The organism is Telluria sp. ZT3P25, assembly GCF_059685895.1.
The window spans coordinates 575,087-592,961 of the sequence record NZ_JCASIJ010000001.1 but is presented as its reverse complement, the minus strand read 5'-3'; the positions used below and the strand labels follow the sequence as shown (position 1 = coordinate 592,961).

The window sequence follows — 17,875 nt, the reverse complement described above, 5'->3', positions numbered from 1 at the left end:
ATGAAACCCTATGTTATTTGCCACATGATGTCGTCCATCGATGGCCATGCACTGACCGATGGCTGGGATCGACCATTCAAGAAAGCTGCGGGCGAGCTGTATGAAAAGCTCGCCGCAACGTTTGAATTCGATGGCTGGATTTGCGGCCGTACGACCATGGAAGAAATCGCCCATGGCGAAGGTTATCCAAAAGGATTGGCAAAGGAGCCGATTCCGCGCACGCCCTATTTCGCCAGGCGTGACGCGAAGACCTACGCCATTGCGATCGATGGTCACGGCAAGGTTGCATGGAAGAGCAATGAAGCGCTCGGCTCGCACGTGGTTGCGGTGCTGACGGAAGCCGTGTCGGATGACTATCTGGCTTATCTGCAGTCGATCGAGGTGTCGTATTTCTTCGCAGGCAAAACCGAGATCGATCTGGCGCAGGTCGTCCAGATCCTGGCCGATGAGCTGGGCACGAAGCGACTGATCGTCGAAGGCGGCCCGCACGTCAGCGGCTCCTTCGTCAACGCTGGCCTGGTCGATGAAGTCAGCGTGTTGATACTGCCGCTGATCGACGGGCGTGGCCATCATCCTGCGTCGTTTGAAATTGCCGAGGAGGCCTGGAAGCAGCCGAGTTACCTGAAACTCGATTCGGCCGAGGTTCAGGACAGTGGCGGTGTTTGGCTGCGTTACAAGCGGTCATAACGTTTTTGGCGCGCGACGATCTTTGATTCACGCGCGCCAACGTTCGATCCACGGTCTGTCTGAATGGATCGAGGGTCCGGGGCCATCAGGGCCGGCCAGGGATCATGCGCTTCGCTTGCCAAGTCGCTTGCCCAGAGCGATTCCTGGCTTCTCAACGTAGTGGTATGCGATGCCAGACAGCCCCAGGGTGACCAGCGCCAGCACTGCAACAAACACCCAGTAGATCGGCACCGACATATCAGCCGTCGCATTTTTGCCGACAACAAAATTTATCGCTACAAACAGCACGATGCCGTGGATTAAATAGATGCCATAGGCGAGTTCGCCGAGCCTGTGAGACGTCGGTAACGAGAACAGGCCGAACATATCGGAACCCCCGGCAATCAAGCAGAATGCGGTGATCAGCGCGATACACGGCGCAATCTGCAGCAGATTGTCGAATTGAAGCGCCGCAGCAAAACAAAGCAGCACCAATACCGAGGCCACCTTTTTTTCACAGAATCGGGTAAATTTTGGGTCCCGCACCAGATACGCGGCCAGGATGCCACCCAAAAATACGGCTGCAAATCGACTATTCAATCCAATCCGCCAACCGATGAACAGCGCTGCGACCGAGACCAGCAACAAGAGCCAACCTGGACGTTGCCCCACAGCCAGCGAAATCAATGGCAGCGCCAGATAGAAACACCACTCGTAGCGGAGCGACCATGTCACGCCAGCCATGATGATCCAGGAATCGGTGTGGCCGTTGAGCGGCGCGGCGGTAGGAATGGTGAACAACAACCACTTCGCGACGGCGAGGAAAATCGCTTGCAGGCTGTCGACGACGCGCCAGTCTGACAGGTAGGCAACGGTTAGAAAAACAAATACCAGGACCACGTAATATAGCGGCGCAATACGGAAAAAGCGGCCGATGAAAAATGCTTTCCAGTCAAACCTGAGCCCCCGCGCATTCAATAGTTTGTCATAGAATAAAAAACTCGTGATCATGAAAAACATGAGAACGCTCGCCTGGCCGAGAGGTCCATACAAATTTGGCCGAGGCACATCCCATCTGCCTGTCTGGACCAATACGAACCACATGCACGCATGGTGCAACATCACGAAGAGTGCAAGATATCCACGCAAACCATTGATGGTGCCAAACCGCATCGGTGGAGGACGCTTGCCTTCAAATAGAAACGTCACTTTTATCGCCAGAAATGCCAACAGCGTTAAAGCTATAGCGAAGACAGGATTAGAAATATTCATATAAATTGGCGAAGGTAGTTACCTTGCAATGGGAACAAGGGTGACGGGAACTTCACCGAGCGCACCTTCGTGCCAAGTGCCCCAGCGATCCGACTATCTTGAAGTACGCCCGCAGCCAGCTCTCGCACGCCAACAGGAAGATCACAGACCGCATCTGTCGGCAACGTTCGGACTTGGTCAAACCACTGGGGTATTCATTTGCATGGTACAGCCCGAATCTATAGTAAAACGGGCAAAAAAAATCCTCCGAGTCTGGAGGATTTTTTTCGTCAAATCAACGGCTTGTGTTCTTGGCGGAGAGAGGGGGATTCGAACCCCCGGTAGGCTATGAACCTACACACGCTTTCCAGGCGTGCGACTTAAACCACTCATCCATCTCTCCTGATGGTCGACGTGCGCGTTCCACGAAGCCGCTCATTATAACAACAATTCCTGGTAGTACAAGACCGATCCTGCAACGTCCCGCTGACCTCTTTCCTCGCACCACCTCTGAATGGTATCGTTCCCGGCTGGCCTGCCCCTCTGGCACGCTACCCGCAACGGATACGTCGTGAAACGCACATCACTTTATCTCATCATCTTCGCTGTGGCCGCCGCTGGCGCCGGCGCCGGCTCTTGGCTCGTGAACCGCACCCCGACCGGGGCACCGGAAACGAAGCCTGCCCCCGCAACCGCAACCGCTACCAGCACCCAAGACGCCAGCGCCATCGCAACCGAGCTGCGCGCCATGCTCGACGCCTACCGCAAAATCATTGTGCTGACCCACGACGAGGCAACTCTGCCCGCCGCCGAGCGCGCCCAGGCAAACCGCATCGGCCAGCAGCTGTTCCACGAAAACCAGGAACGCATCGGTCGCGTCGAGACGGCGTTGGCTACCCTGATCGCGTCAAACAACCCACGCCGCTTCGACGCCATCAGCACCCTGCTCGACTATATCGAGTCGGGCGACGGCCTGTACGACGCCGACCGCCTGGCGTTTCGCGAAACGCTGCGCAGCCTGCAGGCGCAGATCGCCAGCGATTCGTCGCTCGCCGCGATCAAGCTGCACAAACGGATCTCGGAAGACCTCGACGCACTGGCCGAGATCGAGCGCAATTACGAGAAGGAGATCCGCGCGATCTTCGGGCGCTACGACACGCGCGCGATTGAGCTGAAGCGCGAGAAGTGGGACAGCTACATCGCCTACCTTAAGAAACTCTACACGCGCGAGCGCATCCTGAAGGAATACGGCGTCGTGCTGCCCTACCCCGCTACGCCGGAACCGGAACCTGCTGCTCCAGAACCGGGGGCGCCAGCGCAGGCCAGCCGCGAAGGCGCCGAGATCTTCGGCAAGTCGCTGCCAAAAAAGACCGTGCTGCTGACCTTCGACGACGGCCCGCACCGCCGCTACAGCGAAGAAATCGCCGCGATCCTCAAGCAGTACAACGCGCCGGCGATCTTCTTCAACGTCGGGCGCAACCTGGGCGCGCTCGATGCGCAGGGTTCCGCCAAACTGAGCGCCAATGCCCAGGTCAGTCGCAAGCTCAAGGACGCCGGCTACGTGCTGGCCAATCACAGCCTCACGCATGCGCAGCTATCGAAGCAGACGGGCGCGAAGCTCAAGTCCGAGATCCTCGATACCGACACGCTGCTCAAGGCGGTCGATCCGCAGCGCTCGTCGCTGTTTCGCTTTCCGTACGGCGCGCGCAATCGCGAAGGCATGCAATTGCTGGCCGATGCGCAGCTCACGTCGATGATGTGGAATATCGATTCGCTCGACTGGGCCGACCCGGTGCCGTCGTCGATCGCCGACCGCGTGCTGCGCAGCGTCGAGAAGGAAGGCCGCGGCATCATCCTGTTTCACGATATTCACGAGCGCACCGTCAAGGCGCTGCCGATGATTCTCGAACGCCTGGCCGCGGAGGGTTACCAATTTGCCGGCTGGGATGGCGCGACGTTCAAGGTCGACAGCAAGGCGGCGCCTGCACCGGCACCGCGCGCCGCGGCCACCGGCTACGCCAATTCGTGGGCGATCCTGGTGGGCATCGACAATTATCCGAAATGGCCGCGCCTGGAATATGCGGTGCGCGATGCCGAAGGCGTCGAGCGGCTGCTGGTGCAGAAGTTCGGCTTCGCGCAGGAGCGCGTGATCACACTAAAGAATGAACAGGCCACGCGCCAGGGCATCCTGGCTGCGTTCCACGATCGCCTGGCCCATGGCGGCTTGCAGCCGAACGACCGCGTGTTCGTGTTCTTTGCCGGGCATGGCGCCACGCGCAAGCTCAGTTCCGGGCGCGATCTCGGCTACATCGTACCGTTTGACGCCGACCCGAACAACCTGGCCACCGATGCGATCCCGATGACCGAAATCCAGAACATCGCCGAGAGCCTGCCCGCCAAGCACGCGCTGTTCGTGATGGACGCCTGCTACAGCGGCCTTGGCCTGACGCGCGGCGCGGCCAACGCGTCGTTCTTGCGCGATAATGCGCGCCGCCTGGGACGGCAGATGCTGACGGCCGGCGGCACCGACCAGCTGGTGGCCGATGGCGGACCGAATGGCCACTCAGTCTTTACCTGGACGCTGATGCAGGGCCTGGGCGGCAAGGGTGACCTGAATGGCGATGGCCTGATCACGGCCACCGAGCTGGCGGCGTATGTGGCGCCGGCCGTCTCCAGCGTGTCGCAGCAGACGCCGGCTTTTGGCAGCTTGCCGGGCTCGGAAGGCGGCGACTTCGTATTCGAGCTGCCCGAAGAAACCGAGTTCCTCACGGCCGGCACGGCGCAGTTGTCGAACGATGCGATTGCGCTCAACACACGGCTCGATGCGCAGGCGTCGAAGGCAACGGGCACGGTGGTGGTCAAGGATCTGCAGGGTGGCGAGACGCGGCTCAAGGCGCCGGCGGCGGTGCCGGTGTCAAGCCGGCAGCAGGCGCAGCGGGCCAATGATCTGGGGTTGCAACTGTATAAAGAGAAGCAGTATGCGCAGGCCGAGGCGCAGTTTACCGAGGCGCTCAAGCTGCGGCCGGACTTTGCGCTGGCGGCCAATAACCTGGGCTTCGTGTTTTACAAACAGGATCGTTTTGTCGAGGCGGCGCGCTGGTTTGAGAACACCGTCAAGATCGATCCGTCGCGTGCGATTGCGTATCGCAATCTGGGCGATGCGTATGTGAGGGCGAAGCAGCCGCAGAAAGCCAAAGCGGCGTTCACGACGTATCTGGAATTGGCGCCGACCGGTGCGGGTGCGGCGTATGCGAAGGAGCAGTTGCAGAAGTTGTGATGGTGGTTGGCGTCATAAAAAATGCCCGTGTTCGCAATGCGACCACGGGCATTTTTTCACCGACCTGCAGGCCGGTGCAGCTACTTGCGATTACGCCGATTCTTTCAACTGCTCCAGAATCGCTGGATTTTCAAGCGTCGACACATCCTGCGTAATGTTCTCGCCCTTGGCCAGCACGCGCAGCAGGCGGCGCATGATCTTGCCCGAGCGGGTTTTCGGCAGATTGTCGCCGAAGCGGATTTCCTTCGGCTTGGCGATCGGACCGATCTCCTTGCCCACCCACGCACGCAGTTCATTGGCGATTTTCTTGGCTTCTTCGCCGGTTGGCCGTGCGCCCTTGAGCACGACAAAGGCGCAGATCGATTCGCCCGTCGTGTCGTCCGGGCGCCCCACCACCGCCGCTTCGGCCACCAGCGAATTGGCGACCAGCGCCGATTCGATTTCCATCGTGCCCATGCGGTGACCCGACACGTTCAGCACGTCGTCGATGCGGCCCGTGATCGTGAAGTTGCCCGTGTCCTTGTTGCGGATCGCGCCGTCGCCCGCCAGATAGTATTTGCCACCCAGCTCGTCCGGGAAGTAACTGGTGCGGAACCGGTCCGGGTTATTCCAGATGGTACGGATCATCGACGGCCATGGGCGCTTGACGACCAGGATGCCGCCCTGCCCGTTCGGCACGTCGGCGCCGGCTTCATCGACAATCGCGGCCATAATGCCCGGCAGCGGCAGCGTGCACGAACCCGGTACCATCGGCGTCGCGCCTGGCAGCGGCGTGATCATGTGGCCACCCGTTTCGGTCTGCCAGAAGGTGTCGACGATCGGGCAGCGTTCGCCGCCGACGTTCTTGTAGTACCACATCCAGGCTTCCGGATTGATCGGCTCGCCGACCGAACCCAACAGGCGCAGGCTCGACAGGTCCGAATTCTTCGGATGGACTTTTTCGTCCACGTCCGACGCCTTGATCAGCGAGCGGATCGCCGTTGGCGCCGTGTAGAAGATGCTGACCTTGTGCTTTTCGATCGTTTTCCAGAAGCGGCCGGCGTTCGGGAAGGTGGGCACGCCCTCGAACACGACCTGCGTGCCGCCGACGGCCAGCGGGCCATAGGCGATGTAGGTGTGACCCGTGATCCAGCCGATGTCGGCGGTGCACCAGAAGACGTCGTCGGGCTTCAGGTCGAACGTCCACTTCATGGTCAGCGCGGCCCACAGCAGGTAGCCGCCGGTCGAGTGCTGCACGCCTTTCGGGGTGCCGGTCGAGCCGGACGTGTAGAGGATGAACAGCGGGTGCTCGGCGTCGACCCATTCCGGCTCGCAGTCGGCCGACTGGCCTTCAACCAGCTCGTGCAGCCACAGGTCGCGGCCTTCCTTGAAAGCGACGTCGCCGCCGGTGCGGCGGTAGACGATGACGTCCTTGACCGTGTCGCAGCCACCCATGCCCAGGGCTTCGTCGACGATGGCTTTGAGGGGCAGCGATTTGCCGCCGCGCTGCTGCTCGTCAGCCGTGATGACCGCAACTGCGCCGGCGTCGATGATGCGCTCCTGCAGCGACTTGGCGGAGAAGCCGCCGAACACCACCGAGTGGGTCGCGCCGATGCGGGCGCAGGCCTGCATCGCGCTGATGCCTTCGACCGACATCGACATGTAGATGATGACGCGGTCACCCTTCTTGATGCCGCGCGACTTGAGCGCGTTGGCGAATTTGCAGACACGCTCGTGCAGCTCGCGGTAGGTCACGCGATTGACGGCGCCGTCGTCGGCTTCGAAGATGATCGCGGTCTTGTCGGCGTTGCCGTTTTCAAGGTTGCGGTCGAGGCAGTTGTACGACGCATTGAGCTGGCCGTCGCCGAACCATTTGTAGAACGGTGCGTCGGACTCGTCGAGCGTGCTGGTAAATGGCTTGTGCCAGTCGAGGTTCTCGCGCGCCAGGCGCGCCCAGAAACCTTCGTAGTCGCTGGCCGCTTCGGCGCACAGCTTGTCGTAGGCGGCCATGCCGCTGACGGTGGCGTTGGCGGCAAAGTCGTGCGGCGGCTGGAATACGCGGTGTTCTTGCAGGCCCTGGGATTGCTCTTGCGTCGTCTCGTTCTCGGACATGTCAGTCTCCATTCTAGTTAGTGGGTTATGCCGATACCATAGGGGCGCTCGCTTACTGAGCCCTTACACACCTGCCCCCGGCGACCGGCAGATGCCGCCTGCCTCATTCTAACGCCGTCGCTTGCAAAGCGGACAAGTGCGCGCCCGACGACACCGTAACGCTGGCGCCGGTGTAAAATGCCGTGCTGAATTTTCTCGCATTTCCTGGAGTTCCATCCCGATGTCGTCTCTGCCCCCGAACCAGCCTTTTCGCAAGCTGTCGCCCCTCAATTCGCTGATTTTCTCGAGCCGCTGGCTGCAACTTCCGCTTTATCTGGGCCTGATCCTGGCCCAGTGCGTCTACGTCTTTCACTTCTGGGTCGAACTCGTCGACCTGATCGGCGCCGCCATGGGCAACGCCGACTCGCTCAAACACATCATCGATGCCGTCAGCGTCCCGGGCGCCACGCGCCCTACCCGGCTCAATGAAACCATCATCATGCTGGTCGTGCTCGGCCTGATCGATGTGGTGATGATCTCGAACCTGTTGATCATGGTGATCATCGGGGGTTATGAGACGTTCGTGTCGCGCATGCACCTGGATGGTCACCCGGACCAGCCAGAGTGGTTATCGCACGTGAACGCGTCGGTCCTGAAGACCAAGCTGGCGATGGCGATCATCGGCATTTCGTCGATTCATCTGCTCAAGACCTTCATCAATGCGTCGTCATACGACGTGAAGACGCTGTTCTTCCAGACCCTGATCCACTTCGCGTTCCTGCTCTCGGCCATGGCGATTGCCTACACCGACCGCATCGTGATGAGCACGCACAACGACAAGCATTCTTAAAACAGAACCTTCCTGGTACTCCTGAAAGAGCGAACATGGCAACCGTGATTACCCAAGACGACCTGATCGAATCGGTCGCGGCAGCACTGCAGTACATCAGCTACTACCACCCTGCGGATTACATCCAGCACCTGGCGCGCGCCTACGAGGCCGAGCAGAGCCCGGCCGCCAAGGATGCGATCGCCCAGATCCTGACCAATTCGCGCATGTGCGCCGAAGGCAAGCGCCCGATCTGCCAGGACACCGGCATCGTCAACGTGTTCCTGAAAATCGGCATGGGCGTGCGCTTCGAGGGTTTCACGGGCACCGTCACGGATGCTGTCAATGAAGGCGTGCGCCGCGCCTACAACTTCGCCGACAACAAGCTGCGCGCCTCGATCGTTGCGGACCCGCATTTCGAGCGCAAGAACACCAAGGACAACACCCCGGCCGTGGTCCACATGGAGCTGGTCGAGGGCGAGACCGTCGACGTGAAAGTCGCGGCCAAGGGCGGCGGTTCGGAAAACAAAACCAAGTTCGTCATGCTCAACCCGTCCGACTCGCTGGTCGACTGGGTGCTGAAAACCGTGCCGCTGATGGGCGCGGGCTGGTGCCCGCCGGGCATGCTCGGCATCGGCATCGGCGGCACCGCCGAGAAGGCGATGCTGATGGCCAAAGAGTCGCTGATGGAAGACATCGACATGTACGAGCTGCGCCAGCGCGGCCCGAACAACAAGCTTGAAGAGCTGCGCATCGAGCTGTGCGACAAGATCAACGCGCTGGGCATCGGCGCGCAGGGCCTGGGCGGCCTGACCACGGTGCTGGACGTGAAGATCAATATGTACCCGACCCACGCGGCCTCCAAGCCTGTGGCGATGATCCCGAACTGCGCCGCCACGCGCCACGCGCACTTCGTGCTGGACGGCTCGGGCCCGGTCTACATCGAACCGCCTGCGCTGTCGAGCTGGCCTGACGTGAACTGGACGCCGGACACGCAGAAATCCAAGCGCGTCGACCTGAACACGCTGACGAAAGAAGAAGTCGCTTCGTGGCAGCCGGGCCAGACGCTGCTGCTCAACGGCAAAATGCTGACGGGCCGCGACGCTGCGCACAAGCGCATCCAGGACATGCTGGCCAAGGGCGAATCGCTGCCGGTGGACTTCACCAACCGCGTGATCTATTACGTCGGCCCGGTCGACCCGGTCGGCGATGAAGTGGTCGGCCCAGCTGGCCCGACGACCGCCACGCGCATGGACAAGTTCACCGACATGATGCTCGAGCAGACCGGCCTCATCTCGATGATCGGCAAGGCCGAGCGCGGCCCGGCCGCCATCGAGTCGATCAAGAAGCACCAGTCGGCCTACCTGATGGCGGTTGGCGGCTCGGCGTACCTGGTCTCGAAAGCGATCAAGTCGGCCACCGTGGTCGGCTTTGCGGACCTGGGCATGGAAGCGATCTACGAGTTCGACGTGACTGACATGCCAGTGACCGTCGCCGTCGATTCGACCGGCACGTCGGTCCACACGACCGGCCCGAAGGAATGGTCGGCCAAGATCGAATCGCTGCGCGGCGTGCCGATCAACGTCGCATAACACCTCTCCCCTTCAGCATGGTTTCCACCACGCTTTCCCACGACGCCCCGGTCGGCATTTTCGACTCGGGCGTCGGCGGTCTCTCGGTGCTGCGCCACATCCAGGCGCAGCTGCCGCATGAACACCTGTTGTACGTTGCCGATTCCGGCTATGCGCCGTATGGCGACAAGCCGGAAGCGCTCGTCATTGCGCGTGTGCTGGCGATTGCTGATTTTCTGATTGGGCAAGGCGCGAAGGCGATCGTCGTGGCATGCAATACGGCCACCGTGGCGGCGGTGCGCGTGCTGCGTGAAGCGCATCCGGGCATGCCGGTCGTCGGGGTGGAGCCGGGGTTGAAGCCCGCTGCTGCGTTGACCCGCAGTGGCAAGGTGGGCGTGCTGGCGACGGCGCGCACCCTGCAAGGCGCAAAGTTCTTGCTGCTGCGCGACCAGATCCATCGTGAAACCGGGGTGGATTTTTTGCTGCAGCCATGTGTGGGCCTGGTGGACCAGATCGAACTGGGCGAGCTGGACTCTAGCACCATGACGGCCATGCTGGACCGCTTCATTGCGCCGCTGCTGGCGCAGGAGGCCGATACGCTGGTGCTGGGCTGCACGCACTATCCGCTGGTGCGTGGGGCGATCGAGCGGCTTTTGGTGAATGCGGGGCGTGGTGACGTGGCGCTGGTGGATACGGGGGATGCCGTGGCGCGGCAGTTGGCACGCTTGCTGGTGGCTGGTGGGCTGGCGCGGACTGTGGGCACTGAGGGGCTGTCAGCTGGCCTGACGGGCTATACGACGGCCAGTGCGGCCGCGCTGACGGCGGCGTTTCGTAGCCTGCTGGGGATCGATCCGCGGGTCTACGCGGTCAACATTGCCGAGCCGCAAGCGCCCTCTGCTTCGACATGCAATTAAATTTGCAAGCACGGGCTAAAGTTTATATAATCTTGTTCTGTCGCGGAAACAACGAGACAGATGTAGTAGTTCAGTGGTGGCTGTAGCTCAGTTGGTAGAGTCCAGGATTGTGATTCCTGTTGTCGTGGGTTCGAGCCCCATCAGCCACCCCACAGAATACAAGTAAAAAGCCCAGTCTTCGGACTGGGCTTTTTGCGTTCTGATCCGAACAAAAGCCGGGGTCAGGTCTGACATTCGGACACGACCTCAACATTGAGCCTGTAGTCATTCCTGCACGGCATCGAATTTCTTTGCTCAGCAAATTTCCTCGGTTATTGCTGTTATGTTAAGCCCGAGTTCGTGTCCAATTTTGACACCTGATCCTGGGTTCCCTGGCTTCCCACAGCAACGTGCGAACGTCGGCCGAGTCGGCGCTGGGCCCTTGGATGGCAGTCAAGTCGTCTTCGGTGAGAGCGGATGCTCACCCGTCCGGACAAGCGCCGCGCCATAAGCGAGCAAGTGTTTTCTGAGTTATTTCAGATACATGTAAGTCAACCTCATATCTTAAGCCCGCTGACCCACGCCAAAGTCTGATAGCAACTATAAAGACAAAATACCCCTAATTCAATTGGGAGGGGTTATGGCCTATTTCATATATTCTGGGGACGTGGAAAAACTAAACGGTCACGCACCATTTTCGAACGGCGAGTGTGTAGCGCTTGTGCAGGCAACGACAAGTGTTGGGCATACAAGCCGATGGCGGCCAGGACCTCGTGTGGTCGATCTGAGCTATTTGAATCCGGGAACGGTGATCGCGAACTTCGTATTCGACAAGCAGGGTAATGGGCGTTTCCCGAATCAGCATGGATACCATGCAGCGCTGTTCGTGGATTTTTGCGGGAGGAGCGTATCGAGCACCAAAGCAAAGAATATACGGGTCATGGACCAGTGGCGCACGCGCATCCCGAATACCGTCAGGCAGCGGGAAATCGTCGCGCGGGGCAAAAGCAAGGCCGAGGGAGGTGCCTATTCCGACTCAGATAACGCAGACCAGTTCTACGTGGTGGTTTCCAAATGAAGGCCGCATTGCTCGCAATTATCTTGGTTTCTGGCGCCGTGCAAGCAGAGGTAATCGACTGTCCCGCGAAGAATTCTGGAGCGCGACTCATCGGGGCCGGCATGTTTGAAGGTGATGGGAAACAGTACGAATTGATGGGTGAGCCAAAAATGGTGCGCGGCGGCCACGATGTCAGATTCGGTTTCAATGGTGGCGAGGTGAGGTGGATAGCCTGCTGGTACGAGCCCACCACCGCTCGCTGGTATCGCGTTAGCGCTTCCGCGAAACATTGCATACTCAAACAACGAACACTGGAGTCGCGCCGAGTGACAGCATCCGTCCAGTGCAAATGATTTTGCGCCCCTACTTCGGCCAAGCCCGAGAAAGGTGGGGTCGGGTCTGACATTCAGACACGTGCTCTGCATTCGCCTCGCAATCCCTGCTGCACGTATCAAATTTCTTCGCTCAGCAAAACTCCCTAGTCTTCGATGCTCTTTAAGCCTGAGGTCGTGTCCGAATGTCAGACCTGACCCCGGCTTTAGTTTGAGTCAGCGGCTGGCAATCATCACCTGCTCCACCCCATTCCACACCAACTGCGTATTCAAATCCCGCGACGCCGACAGCTTGCCATTGACATACAAATTGGTTCGCAGCGCATAGCGTCCCTGCGACGCATCCTTCGGCAGCGTGATTTCAAACGAATTCTCGAAGCGCCCGCCCGAGTTGTTGGTCAGCGCCTTCGAGCCTGATTTGAACTGCTTGCCATCCTGATCGAACACCACCAACTCTTCGCGCACTTGCATGACCGGTGTCGTCGCACCGTTGACCAGTTCGACCGTCGATGTCACCACCACTGGCTTGCCACGCTGTACCGTGCTGGCGTTCAGACGCGGTTGATACGATACGACTTGCGGCTCGGCTGGCAGGCGGCCGCGGGTGCGGATGAAGTCGTTGTCGACCTGGGCGGCGGTGCGGGTCTGGCGTGATTGCGAGTTGATGGCCACGCAGCCGAGCGCGGCCACGATGCCGCCGGCGGCGGCGCCGCGTGCTGCGCCGCGCTTGCCATCCATCAGGGCGCCCAGCAATGCGCCGGCTGCGGCGCCCATCAGTGCCGATGAGCCGACGGCGCACGGGTCCTGCTCGGCGGCGACGCCGCCTTGCGGGTACTGCGTTTGCGACATGCCGCTCTGGCCCGTCGTGGCGCAGCCGGACACCAGGCTCGTCAGCAACGTCAGGACAACGATCTTTTTCATTGGCGTTTTCATGGTTTTTCCTGATGAAACTGCATTATCTGATGGTGGTTTCTTCTTGCAGCATCTGGCGTTCGCGATCGCGGATCTGCTGCATCATGCTGTCGAGCTGCGGATTGTTCGGGTCGGCCCGGCGTGCGCTTTCTACATAGGTTTTCGCGGCATCAAATTTTCGCTGCAACAGCGCCTGCTCGGCATCGCGCAGGAACATCGTTGCCATCGACGTGCGCTGCGCGGCGCCCGCGTCTTGGGTAACTGACGCAGTCGGCGCACGCTGCGCAGCCGGCTCCTGGCTTGATGCGCGCGGAACCGGTGCCGCGCCTGGCATGAAGACCTCCGCAGGCGGCGCCGGTTGAGCTGCAGCCGCAGCGGCGGCGTCCAGTGCGTCGACCTCCCATTTAAGCTGGTTCAGGCTGGGTTCATCGCGGTTCAGGCCAGTCAGTTTGGCCAGTGCGGCCCTGGCTTGCTCCTGGTCACGTGCATCGAGCGCACTGCGCACGTCAGCCAGCGCCGCCTTGATGGCTTCCTGGATCGCTTCCAGCCGGGTGCGCAAGGCTTCGGCCTCCGGCTTGTTTGAACACGCCGCCGTCAATTCGTTCAGTCCTGCGCGCGCACGACCGGGCCGGCTATCCTGCAGCAAGCCGTCGATTGAACGGAAGTTGCGCTGGCAGGCGTTGTCGGTCTTTTCCGCTGCTGCAATCGCACGTTGCAAAGTGTTGACCTTGGCGCGTTCCTTGTCGCCGCATTCGGCGCTGGCCCGCAGCGCCTGGGTACGCGCGGCAGCGAGGTCGCCCGACGTGACCGCCTGGGTGCCCAGGTCGAAGGCCGATTCACAGGCGTTTTCCTCGATCACCGGCTTGTCGCCGGAACCCATGTTGTAGAGCACAATCAGCAGCAGCGCGATCCCGCCGGCGATCCACTTGCCCTTTCCGCCTTTGCGCGTCGCAGGCGGTATCGGTGCGCGATCGGCTGCAGGCCGGTAAGGCGTTGCTGGAGCAGATGGCGGCAACACCGCAGCAGCGGGCGGGACGCTTGCCGTCGGCGCCGCAACTGGTCGCGATGTCACGACGGGCGCCGCAGGCACAGGCACACTCGGCGGCGGCGGTACCGCAGCAACCGGAGCAGCATTCTGAGCCGCAACCGGAGCAGCAACCTGCCCCACCTTGCGCAACGCCCCATCCACCCCTTCACCACAGAATGGACAAAACGCCACCTCACCCTGCAGCGTCACGCTGCAGCCAGAACACTGTTTCAAAGTCTCGTCCTCACAGCATCGGTGGCAACGGCGGCGGCGAGGCCGGCGCTGCAAACAGCATCGTCAATTCCGGCAACTGCCCCAGCTCACCCCACGCCGCAAGACCCGCACGCCACACCTTAGTACCGGCAACCACGACCTGCCCCGCCTGCACCATCTGCACGATCTGCTGCGCGCTGTAAGGCCCGAACTGCTGCCCGCCAATGCCCAGGTGATATTGATGCTCGACGAGCGGTGGCGGCATGCCCAGTGGTGGTGGCGTCGCACCCAATGGCGGCGGCATGCCAGGCATTCCCGGCGCACCAGCCGGGAACGTGGCAACGGGCGCGGCAGCCTGCGGCGCCAGCAAGGCATCTAACTTGCCGGCATTGAACGCATCCGGCTTGATCACGTACTTCAGGCGCAGATGGCCATCCTCGCCCGGCTCGCGCACTTCCCAGTCATACGCGTCTTCATCCGAATCCGGCACGACGCTCGCCCACTCCGTCAGCACCTCGAGCAATTGCTCGTCAGCGCGGTCGATGTCGCGCTGGCTCATGCCCTTGCGGCGCGCCTTCTCGGCCAGCTCGCGTTTGGCTTCACCGGCAATCGCGCTGGCAAAGCCCTTGCGATCATCCTGCGCGCCGGTTGCGTCTTCCACCAGTTTCGGCGTGTAGACGGCAGTCTCGTAATAGCTCGCCAGTGCCGCCAGAGCGACAGTCTGGCTCGCGTCAAGTTCGGCCAGACGTTCCTGCACCCGCTCGACGATGGCGTCGCGGTAGGTGGCTGGCAAGCCGTTCTGGCGAATCGCCCGTTCGTTGCCGATGCGGCGCACGTCACCGCGCGCGACGGCAAACTGGTACTGCCCGCGCGGGATCACGCGCTGGGTCGAGCGGGTCAGGATGCCCAGCATGATCGCCTGCAGGTACTGCTTGAAGTCTTCGGCCAGGCGGTTGATCTCGTCGGTGGTCGGCGCCATCGGATGGCTGAACTGGGTCGAGTCGATGTGCGTGTGGGTCGGGTTCTTTTCGGCTTCCTTGCGGTAGCTGGTACGCCACCCTTCCATGCCGCGCAGCACCGTCATCGGAATCCCGGACAGCTCGCAGTAACAGACGGCGCGGCCCGGCACGCCGGTCTCGACGATGGACAATTGCGCTGCGGTGATATTGGCCTGGGTCGGCACGCAGGTATTGAGTTCTGCACCGAACAGGCGTTTGAAACGGTCGGCATTGGCCACGCCCACGAAGCACTTGAACTGGTCGGCCTTCACCGTGAAGTCGCCCGACAGGTTCGCGTCGATCCACGGCATCGCGCAGGCCAGCAGTTTGCGGAAGCGGTCCATCCGCTCGGCCGGGTTCATCTGTTCCAGCGCCTCGATCAACGGATCGTGATCGGCGGTTTCCGCGTCGCCCGCACCGGCCAGCGTCAACTGCCGCTCGGCCATGCGTTTGACTTTATTGATGATCTCGCTGCGCTGGGCGGCGTCGCCCAGCATCGGGAACAGCACCTTCGAGCCGCCCAGGTCCTTGAACGCCTCGTCGGCCCATTCACGCAGTTGCAGCGCGCCCGGCATCGGCACGTTGCGCTCGGCCACCGGCACCGTGATCAACGTGGCGTGGTCCTTGTTCAGGTCTTGCTGGATGATCGCGTTGGCGTGCTGCAGCTGGCCCAGCATGGTCAGCACGGCTTCGCGGCCGGCTTGCAATTCGCCGACCAGACCGTTCCAGATGGCACGGCCCTGCGCGTCGACACCGTTCTTCTTGCCCAGCCAGGCGGACAGGTCGGCCATCAGGATCGCCGCTTCGTCGGCGGCCTTGGCGCGCAGGTGGAACTTGAGCGCGTTGGCGATTTCGGTGCGCAGGTGGTCCAGCACCGTGACGGCCTGCTTTTCGTTATTGCTGCTGAAGAAGCCGCCCTTGGTTTGTTCGAGGTTGGCCAGCAGGCGTTCGTATTCGCGGGTGCGCACCGCTTCCTTGATCTCGCGGTAACGCTCGCTGTTGAGTTTGAGCGCGCTAATCAGGCCCGTGCCTGGCGCTTCCAGGCGGTCCTTGATCTGCTCGACCAGCGACAGCACGTATTCGAGGCCGCCGAAATCCTTGTTGTCGAGGTAAGCGTAGAGCTGGTCGCGGATCGCCTGCTTGATGCGCTCGAGCACTTCGCGGCGGCGCTTCACGACGCGGTCTTCAGTCGTGTCAGCGGTGGAATCCTGATCGCGCACCGAGTCGCGCTCGAGCTGCTGGACGGTGTCGCGCACCTGCGTCGGCCACTCGGCGCGGTCGAACCCGGTACGGATGCTGTCGATGCGTGCATTGACGCGCTGCTCGACGCCGGCCAGCAGCAGGCCGTGCTTGTCCTGCAGCAGGTCGTCGACGAGGGCGTAATCGAGGAACTCGCCGCTCGAGCGTTTCAGCTCGACGTTGCGGTCGGAGAAGGTCGGGAAGTCGCTGAACGGCGCGGCGCGCAGCGCCATCTGGGCCGCCATGAATTCGTCGCGCTGCTTGTCGGTGGCACGGTTCACGCCGGTGTCGACGCCGCCCACGCCAAAGAAGGCCTTGAGCATCGCGCCGGCCCAGCGGTGCGCGCGCTCTTCGCGCCGCGCTTCCTGGCGCGTGTCGAGCACGGCCTGGCCGAATGACGAGAAGCGCTTCGAGTACGACAGGCGCATGTCGGCAAAGCGGTTCTTCGGCACCAGCGCGTCGTGCAGGAAGTTCTTGTGCTGCGCCTGATTCACGGCCACCGAGCGCTTGCGGCGCGCGAAGTCGCCCGACGCAAAATCTTCGAACAGCGTGTCGGCCACCATGTGGTAGACATCCTTGACGTCGTTCGTGTGCTGCTGGGCCAGGTTGCCCGAGTCGATCAGATAGACTTCGCTGTACGGCTCGCGCGGCAATTCCGGCTGGTCGTAGGCATCCCAGCGGCCCACGTAGCCCTTGTTGCCGAGCATGGCTGATTCGAGTTCCATCAGCGCGGCGTAGCCATTCGCTTCGGTGCGCTCCTTGTTGGCGCCCGCGTAGCCGGTCGGCAAGAACAGCATCAGTTCGACGTCGGCATTGCCTACCTCGGACTTGGCCAGCCAGCGCGCCAGCAGACCCATGTCGAGGAAGGCGCCGGAGCCGGTGCCGCCGGCCACCGAGCCCACGATGACGATCCGGAACTTCTCGGTTTCCATGCGCAGGCCCAGGCGCGCCAGTTGCTGCTCGTGCGACAGGCCGGCCTTGAGCGTCTTGAGCTTCAGGCGGATCTTGTCGCGGATCTTGGTGTACTTGTCGAACAGGTACAGGCGCGAGACGGCGCGGATCTGGCCCGCGCCCTTCGACGGGTCGATGCCCAGTTCGCGGATTTTCTTTGGCGTCAGCGACAGCCATTCCTTGATGTGCGGGTATTTCTCGAGCGCGTCGTCGTCACGGCTGTACTTGTCCATGTCGAACGCTTCGACGATTTTCTCTTCGTCGGTGAACTTGACCTGGTCAAATTGCAGGTCTTCAGCCTGGGCGCGGCCGCTGTCGATGACGGCGCCCGTGTCGAGGTCGAACTGGATGAACTGCGCGACCGGAAATTCGGCCAGGCTGTCGACGCGGGTGCGCGCGCCGTTGCCGCCCCACAGGGTGTTGAGGATGCGGCGGCGTACGCGCATCAGCACTTCCATGCCGGTGCCGCCGATGCCGATGAACAGCGTCGGGCGCAGGTCGATGCTCTGCTCCTGCTTGCGTTCGCCGGTGCCGGCGCCGATCGTTTGGTTCAGATTATCTGCCATGTCGCGTGGTTCCTGGTCTGGGT

12 protein-coding genes and 2 tRNA genes are annotated in these 17,875 nt (G+C 61.7%); 8 read left to right on the top strand and 6 right to left on the bottom strand.

The genetic code is table 11. The annotated features are described in order from the left end of the window. Complete coding sequence (locus AC56LY_RS02625; RefSeq protein ID WP_499576335.1) at positions 1-687, top strand: dihydrofolate reductase family protein; 687 nt, start codon at positions 1-3, stop codon at positions 685-687. Positions 688-789: 102 nt separating this feature from the next. On the opposite strand, the gene AC56LY_RS02620 is transcribed toward AC56LY_RS02625, so the two are convergent. Together AC56LY_RS02620 and AC56LY_RS02615 are read right to left on the bottom strand one after the other, a co-directional pair. Further along, the gene (locus tag AC56LY_RS02620) at positions 790-1,938 is read right to left on the bottom strand and encodes an acyltransferase family protein (RefSeq protein WP_499576333.1); all 1,149 of its coding nucleotides are present in this window, start codon (positions 1,936-1,938) and stop codon (positions 790-792) included. A 291-nt stretch (positions 1,939-2,229) separates the two neighbouring features. Then, positions 2,230-2,320 (bottom strand) — tRNA-Ser (locus AC56LY_RS02615). 168 nt (positions 2,321-2,488) lie between these two features. On the opposite strand from AC56LY_RS02615, the gene AC56LY_RS02610 reads away from it, so the two are divergent. After that, positions 2,489-5,194 (top strand): polysaccharide deacetylase family protein, encoded by a 2,706-nt coding sequence (locus AC56LY_RS02610; protein ID WP_499576331.1) that lies wholly within the window; start codon positions 2,489-2,491, stop codon positions 5,192-5,194. Between the two features lie 90 nt (positions 5,195-5,284). On the opposite strand, the gene acs is transcribed toward AC56LY_RS02610, so the two are convergent. Continuing rightward, on the bottom strand, positions 5,285-7,285 hold the full coding sequence (gene acs, locus AC56LY_RS02605) for an acetate--CoA ligase (RefSeq protein ID WP_499576328.1): 2,001 nt from the start codon (positions 7,283-7,285) through the stop codon (positions 5,285-5,287). 220 nt (positions 7,286-7,505) lie between these two features. On the opposite strand from acs, the gene AC56LY_RS02600 reads away from it, so the two are divergent. The 6 genes from AC56LY_RS02600 to AC56LY_RS02575 all read left to right on the top strand — a co-directional run bounded on the left by AC56LY_RS02600 (position 7,506) and on the right by AC56LY_RS02575 (position 11,967). Continuing rightward, positions 7,506-8,114, top strand: coding sequence for a TIGR00645 family protein (locus AC56LY_RS02600; protein ID WP_499576326.1), 609 nt, complete (start codon positions 7,506-7,508; stop codon positions 8,112-8,114). A gap of 35 nt (positions 8,115-8,149) precedes the next feature. Then, positions 8,150-9,685: a fumarate hydratase gene (locus AC56LY_RS02595; RefSeq protein ID WP_183549636.1), complete on the top strand. Its 1,536-nt coding sequence runs from the start codon at positions 8,150-8,152 to the stop codon at positions 9,683-9,685. Between the two features lie 17 nt (positions 9,686-9,702). Further along, a complete protein-coding gene (gene murI, locus AC56LY_RS02590; protein WP_499576324.1) occupies positions 9,703-10,578 on the top strand; it encodes a glutamate racemase in 876 nt (291 codons plus the stop codon). Between the two features lie 76 nt (positions 10,579-10,654). Then, positions 10,655-10,730: transfer RNA gene (locus tag AC56LY_RS02585), tRNA-His, on the top strand. A gap of 467 nt (positions 10,731-11,197) precedes the next feature. Continuing rightward, positions 11,198-11,635 (top strand): BPSL0067 family protein, encoded by a 438-nt coding sequence (locus AC56LY_RS02580; RefSeq protein ID WP_499576320.1) that lies wholly within the window; start codon positions 11,198-11,200, stop codon positions 11,633-11,635. Continuing rightward, positions 11,632-11,967, top strand: a complete 336-nt coding sequence (locus tag AC56LY_RS02575; RefSeq protein WP_499576318.1) for an STY0301 family protein — start codon at positions 11,632-11,634, stop codon at positions 11,965-11,967. The genes AC56LY_RS02580 and AC56LY_RS02575 overlap by 4 nt, the downstream gene beginning before the upstream one ends. Positions 11,968-12,162: 195 nt before the next feature. On the opposite strand, the gene AC56LY_RS02570 is transcribed toward AC56LY_RS02575, so the two are convergent. The 3 genes from AC56LY_RS02570 to AC56LY_RS02560 all read right to left on the bottom strand — a co-directional run bounded on the left by AC56LY_RS02570 (position 12,163) and on the right by AC56LY_RS02560 (position 17,852). After that, complete coding sequence (locus AC56LY_RS02570) at positions 12,163-12,879, bottom strand: hypothetical protein (RefSeq protein ID WP_499452594.1); 717 nt, start codon at positions 12,877-12,879, stop codon at positions 12,163-12,165. 22 nt (positions 12,880-12,901) lie between these two features. Next, positions 12,902-13,930, bottom strand: coding sequence for a hypothetical protein (locus tag AC56LY_RS02565; protein ID WP_499576314.1), 1,029 nt, complete (start codon positions 13,928-13,930; stop codon positions 12,902-12,904). A gap of 199 nt (positions 13,931-14,129) precedes the next feature. Next, positions 14,130-17,852 (bottom strand): tubulin-like doman-containing protein, encoded by a 3,723-nt coding sequence (locus tag AC56LY_RS02560; protein ID WP_499576310.1) that lies wholly within the window; start codon positions 17,850-17,852, stop codon positions 14,130-14,132. Between the last annotated feature and the right edge of the window lie 23 nt (positions 17,853-17,875).